Source organism: Yersinia thracica, from assembly GCF_902170565.1.
Classification (GTDB): Bacteria; Pseudomonadota; Gammaproteobacteria; order Enterobacterales; family Enterobacteriaceae; genus Yersinia; species Yersinia thracica.
In genome coordinates, this window is sequence record NZ_CABHXX010000096.1 from 1 (window position 1) to 8,789 (window position 8,789).

Below are 8,789 nucleotides of genomic sequence, written 5' to 3' on the forward strand. Positions count from 1 at the left end.
AGTTTACAGTGCTGGATTAGACGGTCATTTCTATTATAAGTAAAATGGTAATCGGTATTTTTTTAAAGTCGGCCGTGTCGAAAGTAATTGAAAGTGAAGAGGGTAGAGTAACTTATAAAATAATGATTTTTTACCTCAGGCTGATTTTTACTCATGAGTAGTAGGTGATTGTTGTGAGTAAAGTATGTTTATAACCAAGAGTTTATCTTGGTTTAGTTAGCTGTTTGGATTTAAAGCACATATGGATCTTATGAAAGGAACGAGTTCATAAAATTGCCCTGATAGGATCGGTTATAAAACCCAAAGGAGGTTAGATAACATGGATAAACGCATCGTGATTTATTCCGAATGTCCGCATGCTGCATTGGGTTTGGTTAGTTTATGCCAAAACTTGCCCGGCAAATCAGAATGCCAAGTGGTCACTACGCGAGATGCTTTACATCAAGCACTGATTCAGCCAATTGTGACTTTGTTGCTTTGTGTAGCGAAGGGAACAACAGAGGAAATGGCCGACCTGCTTGAGGTATCGGTACCAAAGCATTGTCATAGAGGCGGCGTGACACTACATGATACACCAGTGCTGAAAAGAATGCTTGATGCTGCCGGGTTCGATATGGTGCTGTCCGCTCGTGAACCATTGGCATCATTAGCAGAACGTCTACGGCTTATGTGGCGTAGAACGCCACAGCAATATAAACAGCAATGTAGAAAGACAACCATTTATCTGGCCAAAGAACGCGCCGTGTTATGTGAGTTGTTGCGTGGTAAGAATTTGAATTATATCGCCGATAATATCGGCTTGTCATATAACTCAGTCAGTCGTTATAAACAAAGGGGGCTTCGGCGCACCGGAATAGACTCTTTGAATGCCATGATATGTGAGCTAAATGGCAACCGATAATTTTTATCTTTAGGATGGATTATTTTTTAAATTAATCTGGAGTATAAATCCCCCAGAGGGAATGACTATTTTCAAAATGTACTTTGAATGATGATGTGGTGAGTAATGGATAGATAAATTACACCATCATTCATTTGTGGTAACGCTATCTTTTTATGTTTTTATATCTACATGTCAGATAGGGTTTGATGTTTATTTTTTCAAAAACAAATAAGGAAATAATTTTATGAAAGTCTCTAAATTAGCTATTATCGCTGTACTGGGTGTGATTTCTTATGGCGCAACGGCGGCGACAGGTAATAATGGTAAAATAACCTTTAATGGTGAAGTAGTAGATTCACCTTGTAATTTAGCACCAGGCCAAGATGGTATGGATGTCAAAGTACCCTTCGGTCAACTTTCGCTATCCCAGCTGAATGCCAATGTTGTAACAGCCAAGAAGTTTCAGATCCATCTGGAAAATTGTAATTTAACAGGAAAAACTGCTGATATTACATTTGCTAGCACTGACTTGCTAAGTGGTAAAAATCTACTCACCACTCATGGCGCAGCTACCGGGCTTGGAATCGCTATTTCTGGCATCATTTTTGGTACTGCCAAACCTATCATTGGGATGAATCCGACAGGTGATAATATCCTGACTTATACCGCAGAAGCCAAAAAGGCAGATACAGCAACCAATGTTACTGTGGGTAATTTCGAAGCGACAACCAATTTCGTCATTGCCTATAAGTAATCTTCTGACTCCTCTTCCATATAGGAAGAGGGGGATTGAATAGATGCTATTAGGCTGTTTGAGTTAATGTTGTACTGTGCCTTTTCTAGAGGGTTTTTCTCTGGAGCCAGGGAATAATTATGGCGTATTATCTCCTAGTGGGTTAATACGCCAAACTAACTTTAAAATAATCATTTCATTTAAAAATAAAATTTATATCTGCTCAGGTGGCTTACGAGTCATTCCTCTGTGCGGAAGGGTACGCTCGTGTCAATAGCAGGAATTAATGATACGGAATTCAAATAACTATTCCGGTGATAATTATGAAACAGCGTGTATTGAACACAAATAGAATCTCTGTCTTAATCATTATGTCACTATTCTCTATCAAGGTTTTTTCAGTGGAGTTTAATACTGACATTCTCGATACGGATGATAAGAAGAATATAGATTTCTCCCGGTTTTCACGGGAAGGCTATATTTTACCTGGTGTATACCAGATGGAAATGAAATTAAATGGCGAAAGAGTAGGGAATGATATTGCGATTCCTTTCTATATTCGTCAGGTCTCCGCGGAGGCTTCATCTCCTTTAAATATGCCAGAGGCTTGTCTGTCGCCAGAATTGCTTGGCAACTTGGGTTTGACAGAAAAGGCCCTGAAGCTGGTAGGTGTCTGGCATCAGGGACAGTGTGCAGATTTTGCACCACTGAAAGGCACCACTTTGAAAGGCGATATCGGCAATAGCACTCTGAATATCAACATGCCTCAGGCGTGGTTGGAATATTCAGATGCGACTTGGTTACCCCCCTCCCGTTGGGATAATGGTATTCCAGGGGTGATGTTGGACTACAACATCAATAGCACGATGACCCGGACGCAGAGTCATGGTCAACAACAAAATACAGGTTTCAGCGGTACGTTGGGCGGGAATATGGGGGCATGGCGTCTACGAGGAGATTATCAGGGCAGCTACGTCCGAGCCAGTGATAAGGGCGGTTCACAACATACCTTTGACCTGACCCGTATTTATCTGTACCGACCATTACCGACAATTGAAGCGGTTCTGACCTTAGGGGAAAGTAATGTCAACTCTAACCTATTTGACTCATGGCGTTACTCTGGCGTTAGCCTGGCCAGCGATGAGAGTATGTTACCACCGCGCTTGCGCGGCTATGCGCATGAAATCATTGGGGTGGCGAGAACCAACGCCAGAGTTACGGTAACACAGCAGGGAAGGATGGTTTACGACAGCATGGTACCTGCCGGACCATTTCGTATCCAGAATCTGGACAGTGGTATCCGCGGTCAGTTGGATGTGAAAGTGATAGAACAAAATGGCGAAGTGCAGACTTTCAGTGTCACTACGGCATCGGTGCCCTATCTGACTCGCCCGGGCCAGGTCCGTTATCAAGTGGTCACTGGGCAGCCCAGTACCTGGAACCGTAATACAGAAGGGCCGTTGTTTACAACGGGAGAGGCATCCTGGGGGATATCTAACAGCTGGTCGGTGTATGGCGGTGCAACGGCGTCGGATGATTATCAGGCTTTGGCGATAGGTGCTGGTCGCGACTTATTCCAGTTTGGTACTGCGGCACTAGATGTTACCCAATCATTAGCAAACTTACCCCTGCAAGGGCGGCGGGAAGGCAAATCATGGCATGTGAGTTATTCCAAGCACTTTGATGATGCTAATACTGATGTGACCTTCGCTGGGTACCGTTTCTCCGAGCATGACTATATGTCCATGCAGCAGTATTTAGATGCCCGGTTTCGAGACAATGACACGACTCATCAGAGGGAACGTTATCAGATCAATATTAGCAAGCGATTTGATGAGTTGGTTTTACCGCTATCCCTCAGTCTCAATTATCAATTCCAGAACTATTGGGATCGCGGAGGTACCGGTCAGTATGGCGTTAGCCTAAATACCTGGTTTGATCTGCCGTCACTCGGTCTAAGGAACCTGTCTCTGATCGCAACGGGTAGCCGTAGCCAGTATCTGGAGCGTAATGACGATACTATCAATTTGACGTTGTCAGTGCCGATAGGAAAAGGAACGGCCAACTACAGTAGCGATTATAGCGGGAAACGGGTCGGCCAGCGTGTGGGATATTACGCCCCTGTCGGGCGGCTTGACAGCTACAACCTGAATGTGGGGCTAGATCAGGACAATGGGCAAGCTACACGCAGCCAGTTTAGTGGCATGTACACCCACAACGGTTCTCTGGCAAACATGACCGGTAATGTGACAATGGCAGAGAACAGCTATACCTCTTTGGGCGTCAGTGCTATTGGAGGGATGACGGCGACAAGTAAAGGCGTAGCGCTGCACTCTGGTGGATATAACGGCAGTACCCGTTTGATGATAGATACCGATGGAATAAGCGGAGTACCGGTGGATGACGGCCGCGTGGTCACTAATTCGTGGGGCATTGGGGTGTTAACTGATGTTAACAGTTATTACCGCACCACGGCGCGAGTCGATATCAACAATATGGCCGATGACATAGAGGCAACCCAAGGCGTTGTGGAAACAGCACTAACCGATGGTGCCATTGGTTACCAGCATTTTAGTGTATTGAAAGGGGAGCGGCTGTTTGCGGTTCTCCGGCTGAAAGACGGTACATATCCCCCATTTGCTGCCAGCGTGCGTGACCGAAAAGGTAGGGAGTTGGGTATCGTCGGAGACAGTGGTCTGGCATGGCTGAGTGGGGTTAACCCCAATACGGTACTTGATGTGGCTTGGGATGGGCAGAGTCGTTGTGAAGTCAATATTCCTTCAGATTTAAAGGGTAAGCAGCTGCTATTGCCGTGTGGATCCGTTGTGGCAGCTAAGCATTAACAGGCATACAGCCTTAATATATAGGATAAGACAACATGATAAGTATACATAAGGTATTAAGCCTGGTTTCGATAACAATACTGTTTGCGATACACCCGGCGGTACAAGCGGCTGTGGGATTAGACCGAACTAGAGCAATATTTAATGCAGATAATAAGTCTCTTACCCTAAATATTAGTAATGAAAATAAGCAATTGCCATATTTGGCGCAAGTCTGGCTAGAGGGAGAGCATCAACAGAAATTGGTGCAGGGACCGTTAGTGGTAACACCACCGGTACAGCGTTTGGAGCCGGGAATGAAAAGCATGTTGCGGGTGTCGTCAACTCCGGATGCCAAGCAGCTTCCTCAGGATAGAGAATCATTATTTTATTTTAACTTACGGGAAATTCCACCACGTAGTGACCAGCCCAATGTGTTGCAAATAGCATTACAGACCAAGATCAAATTATTTTATCGTCCGAAAGGGATAGTTGCCGCTCCTGGCGCGGTCTGGCAAGACCAACTGATCTTGCATGAGGAGGGCGGCGGCTACCGAATAGAGAATCCGACACCTTATTACATCACAATAATTGGTCTGGCTGGCAGTCAGCGACAGTCTGAGAATGAGGCATTTGATGTGGTGATGGTCTCCCCCAAAAGTAATTATCAGGTGAAAATTGGTCACTACGCTACACCTTATCTGACCTATATCAACGATTATGGTGGTCGACCAGTGTTGAAGTTCAGTTGCACTGGTGGGAACTGTGTTGTGAAAAAGGTTTAGCCAAAAGCTTCCTGTTTCAGGAGTGACATTGCGTGTGGAGAGGATGATGAGTAGAGGCAATGTAGGATGTGTGTTGGCGCTGCTGGCTGCTATCCCCCAATGGGGAGCCGCAGCAGGGGGAGGAGTCGATCTGACATTTAGCGGCACGCTGTTGGACACTCAGTGTCAGCTTGAGCGGGGGGATACGCCCTTATTAGTGACGCTACCCTCCCACTCGGTACAAGCTTTTATAAAAGATGGACGTACGCCGAGCGAGCCATTTGATATCGGGCTGAAAGATTGCGCAGCAGCTATGCAGGGGAAACTGGTAACGATGACGTTCAGTGCAGCCAAAACCCAAAATGTTGGCGGGATAACGATGTTGGCAACAGAGGGCGGAACCGGTCTGTTGATCGGACTGGAGGATGGCTCCGGTGCCTTAATCTCGTTGGGTAAACCAGTCTCTGCGGGGCGAATAACAGCAACAGGTAGTGAGCAGGTCAACCGATTTCGTTTTGGTGCTTATGCGTTAGCACCGGATACGACAGCAGTGAAAGAAGGGCCGTATACAGCGACGGCGACGTTTGAGGTGTCCTATCAGTAAAAATATGTCAGAGAATACAGAGGTAAAGCTTCAGTAACGGCAATTTGGCTCTAATTTGAGGAAACAGATGATGAAGCAATTAATACACGGCATGTGGTTGTGTATGTTGTTCTGGAGTGCACATGGACAGGCCGTAACTCTCCCTATTACGATTAAAGCGATTATTCTGGAACCGGTATGCACAGTGACAGGTAATAATGGTGAATCGGCGGTAGAGGTTCCATTCGGCGAGCTAAGTTTGGAACGAGTGGGAACGGTGGATGCTGAGCAGTCGGTGAATCTGAAGATAAGTTGCGACAATTCCGCACCGACTGGCAAAATTCTTAAAATGTATATAAGTCCAACGAGTTACGGAGTGATGAGTGCTATGGGAGCAAACGTCCTTTCTACCTCGCTGAACGGGTTAGGAATAGCACTAACATCGGGTAAAGCGGGTACAACACCGGTAAACCTGAATCAGTGGGTGCCAGTAGAAAGTATAGTTGATGGACAACTGCAGTTGAAAGCACGGTTGGTGACGCCGTCCGTAGGGCAATTGCAGGCCGGTGCTTTTCAAGCGACGGCCAGCCTGATGATAAATTATCAGTAGCTTTTAAAACGCCTGTGATAAATATCGGTACTGAAAGACACAAGAAAAAAGTGAACTTTTGAGTGGAATTAGATTCTTTTCGATAAACCTATCAGGAATTTATTATGCTATATAGTAGAATGCTAATTAAATGCAGTTATTTTTTTATGCAAATAACAAAGTTGGCAATAATAGCCACAATGTTTTTTTATTCTCAATTTTCGCTGGCTTATAACTATGTGCAAGAATCATCAAGAATAGAACATACGTGGTCATTACCCTCGGGAGACGTTATTTTGACTCCAGGAGGAAGTGCAGAAAAGATTTATATATCACTAGATATTCTTGGAAACTATAATTCTAATGGGGAGAGTGCATCCTGTGTGTCAGGCTGTAATAATGGTACGATCTATTCTCATCCTGGTATAGAGAATGACCGCTGGATGATGGGAGTGGCTATAACAGCACCAGAAACCATTAATGCTAATGGGGTTATATTTAATATTAAAGGACAACCATCATCAGGTCGTAACTATATATATAGACAATCACGAAACTTGTCCTTTACCGATGGGGTCGCGTATCACTATAGTCCCTGGATTGGATGGTTTAATGTACCAGAGACAAGGCCATACGTTTGGCATAATGAGAACTATACCGCACCAATAGAAATATCAGCGCCGGAGAATACGCCTGCTGGAACTTATATTTATCGGGGGGTAATTGCCTCATTTAATCATCAATACTGCGGGACAGCATCATGTTCTATGCGACATGAAAGGGGTAACTATTGGTTCGATTATACCGGGAGTCTTCGTATTACCGTCAGAGATACATGTAAATTCACTGCCAGCAATTTAGTCATTGACTATGGTTCTATACATGAAAAAGAGATTCAGGGAAGCAAAAAAACAGTATCGACAGTGCTAACCTGCAGTTCAAGTGTAAAATCGGGGACACTAAAACTCATCTCTTCGTCAGGGAGCAATTGGAGTTCACTTGATGGAACATCCGTCAAATTAGGTAAAAATATTGACGCTGTTATCAAAATTAATGGAAAGAATGCATCACAGGGTATACCCGTGTCGTCGTCTGCAACGCCTATTTCAGAACCAATCGAAGTGACCTCTGAATTAACGACTCAGGGTAATAAGGTTGAACCGGGAACTTACTCAGGAAGTGCAGTGTTAAGTTTTAATATTAATTAGTTTTTTTGAAAAAATATAATGATAAAAATACCATTTCTATCATGAAGTCCGTAAAGGGATTTGCAGTATTTTCCTCACAGGATGATTCTGTCTATAAGTCAACACTTGTGAAAGCATCAATACATCTTACTAATGGGTGGGTTGATGAATTATTGTGATTACTCTCTCATTTTTAGCTTTTATAGTTTGTTGAGCGATCTCTACCGTTATTAGGGTAAGTTGTGCCGGTTATACGGCATCCTTAAGCTTTTTTATTGCCGATTTTAAAAACGGTATTCCCCGCCATTAGTTCATTCATTTGGACTGTTGTCTCAGCAAAAGATGATGATACGAAGTTCCTTGTGTCGATGGCGGGATATTTTTAAATACAAAAGCACATTGGATTAAGTCGACGATGGGGGCGCCCGGAGATGTTCAGTGTGCTTTTGTATTATGGCTCTTTTGTTCTGTGGGTTAGAGCACTAGACTTATAATTATTGGGTTGCGGGTTCTATCCCTGCTGGCCGCTCCAGACTTCCACTACACAGGACGAGACAATGAAGACATTACTGGCTGTGTTGGTTTTGTCATTGGGCTTTATTGCGACTAATGCTAACGCGGCGACACAAAAGAGGCTGAAATCACCAGTTTCTGGGGTGGTATGTGATAATTTTGTGTGTGCGGACACGAAAGGTATTTCGGTACCACTGACAGAACGGTACTTAGGCAAGAAAAAAAGTGAGCGGATAGTTGCCCTAGGCGATTTCGACCATACGCGATTCACCTTTGCAAATGGTGTTTTCTGTGATGTAAAAGAAAGGTTATGCCGCAAAGATCGTTATCACGGAGTTGACGGAAAGAATAGCGGTGCCGTTGACAAACAGACAACCAATTTGTTGTTTGGTCAAAATAAATAGAGAGTATAAATTTCACTTTTTCATCAGGCTGCTGTTGAAACAAAGCTCCAAATTTTAAGGCTCACTTCGGTGAGCCTTTTCATTTCTGCGGGGGTAGTTGGGTGGCCCAACCCTAGTTTTCCAAGCTAATGACTGAATAGGCCGGGTTTCGTAGACTTGGCAAAAAGACTTGGTAAAGAGGTCTGAAGCCCCATCGAACGAAAATATATGAGCTTCAGACCATCAACGGCGTGCGATTATCACGGCGCGTCAGTTGATAAACGGATCCCAATGGTAGCCGCCGCAAGGGTCGCAACCGCCGCCACCACCGC

The 8,789-nt window shown here is 44.5% G+C and carries 8 protein-coding genes; all 8 read left to right on the plus strand.

The features are described from left to right. Positions 1–319 precede the first annotated feature (319 nt). Positions 320–901, plus strand: coding sequence for a helix-turn-helix transcriptional regulator (locus FTA91_RS14400; protein WP_050112441.1), 582 nt, complete (start codon positions 320–322; stop codon positions 899–901). A gap of 226 nt (positions 902–1,127) precedes the next feature. Next, a complete protein-coding gene (locus tag FTA91_RS14405; protein WP_050112442.1) occupies positions 1,128–1,637 on the plus strand; it encodes a fimbrial protein in 510 nt (169 codons plus the stop codon). Between the two features lie 302 nt (positions 1,638–1,939). Beyond that, the gene (locus FTA91_RS14410) at positions 1,940–4,459 is read left to right on the plus strand and encodes a fimbria/pilus outer membrane usher protein (RefSeq protein WP_050112443.1); all 2,520 of its coding nucleotides are present in this window, start codon (positions 1,940–1,942) and stop codon (positions 4,457–4,459) included. A 35-nt stretch (positions 4,460–4,494) separates the two neighbouring features. Next, complete coding sequence (locus FTA91_RS14415) at positions 4,495–5,223, plus strand: fimbrial biogenesis chaperone (RefSeq protein ID WP_050112444.1); 729 nt, start codon at positions 4,495–4,497, stop codon at positions 5,221–5,223. A gap of 46 nt (positions 5,224–5,269) precedes the next feature. After that, positions 5,270–5,806, plus strand: a complete 537-nt coding sequence (locus FTA91_RS14420; RefSeq protein ID WP_235896858.1) for a fimbrial protein — start codon at positions 5,270–5,272, stop codon at positions 5,804–5,806. A 67-nt stretch (positions 5,807–5,873) separates the two neighbouring features. Next, positions 5,874–6,395, plus strand: a complete 522-nt coding sequence (locus tag FTA91_RS14425; protein ID WP_235896859.1) for a fimbrial protein — start codon at positions 5,874–5,876, stop codon at positions 6,393–6,395. A 146-nt stretch (positions 6,396–6,541) separates the two neighbouring features. Then, positions 6,542–7,582, plus strand: a complete 1,041-nt coding sequence (locus FTA91_RS14430) for an MrpH family fimbial adhesin (protein WP_174635216.1) — start codon at positions 6,542–6,544, stop codon at positions 7,580–7,582. A 536-nt stretch (positions 7,583–8,118) separates the two neighbouring features. Then, positions 8,119–8,478: a YcgJ family protein gene (locus FTA91_RS14435; protein WP_145536096.1), complete on the plus strand. Its 360-nt coding sequence runs from the start codon at positions 8,119–8,121 to the stop codon at positions 8,476–8,478. The last annotated feature ends 311 nt before the right edge of the window (positions 8,479–8,789 follow it).

Excerpts from the sequence above, each read along its gene's own strand:
- FTA91_RS14400 (WP_050112441.1), top strand. The coding sequence starts at position 320 with ATGGATAAACGCATCGTGATTTATTCCGAATGTCCGCATGCTGCATTG.
- FTA91_RS14420 (WP_235896858.1), top strand. The coding sequence starts at position 5,270 with ATGAGTAGAGGCAATGTAGGATGTGTGTTGGCGCTGCTGGCTGCTATC.
- FTA91_RS14430 (WP_174635216.1), top strand. The coding sequence starts at position 6,542 with ATGCAAATAACAAAGTTGGCAATAATAGCCACAATGTTTTTTTATTCT.
- FTA91_RS14425 (WP_235896859.1), top strand. The coding sequence starts at position 5,874 with ATGATGAAGCAATTAATACACGGCATGTGGTTGTGTATGTTGTTCTGG.
- FTA91_RS14405 (WP_050112442.1), top strand. The coding sequence starts at position 1,128 with ATGAAAGTCTCTAAATTAGCTATTATCGCTGTACTGGGTGTGATTTCT.
- FTA91_RS14435 (WP_145536096.1), top strand. The coding sequence starts at position 8,119 with ATGAAGACATTACTGGCTGTGTTGGTTTTGTCATTGGGCTTTATTGCG.
- FTA91_RS14410 (WP_050112443.1), top strand. The coding sequence starts at position 1,940 with ATGAAACAGCGTGTATTGAACACAAATAGAATCTCTGTCTTAATCATT.
- FTA91_RS14415 (WP_050112444.1), top strand. The coding sequence starts at position 4,495 with ATGATAAGTATACATAAGGTATTAAGCCTGGTTTCGATAACAATACTG.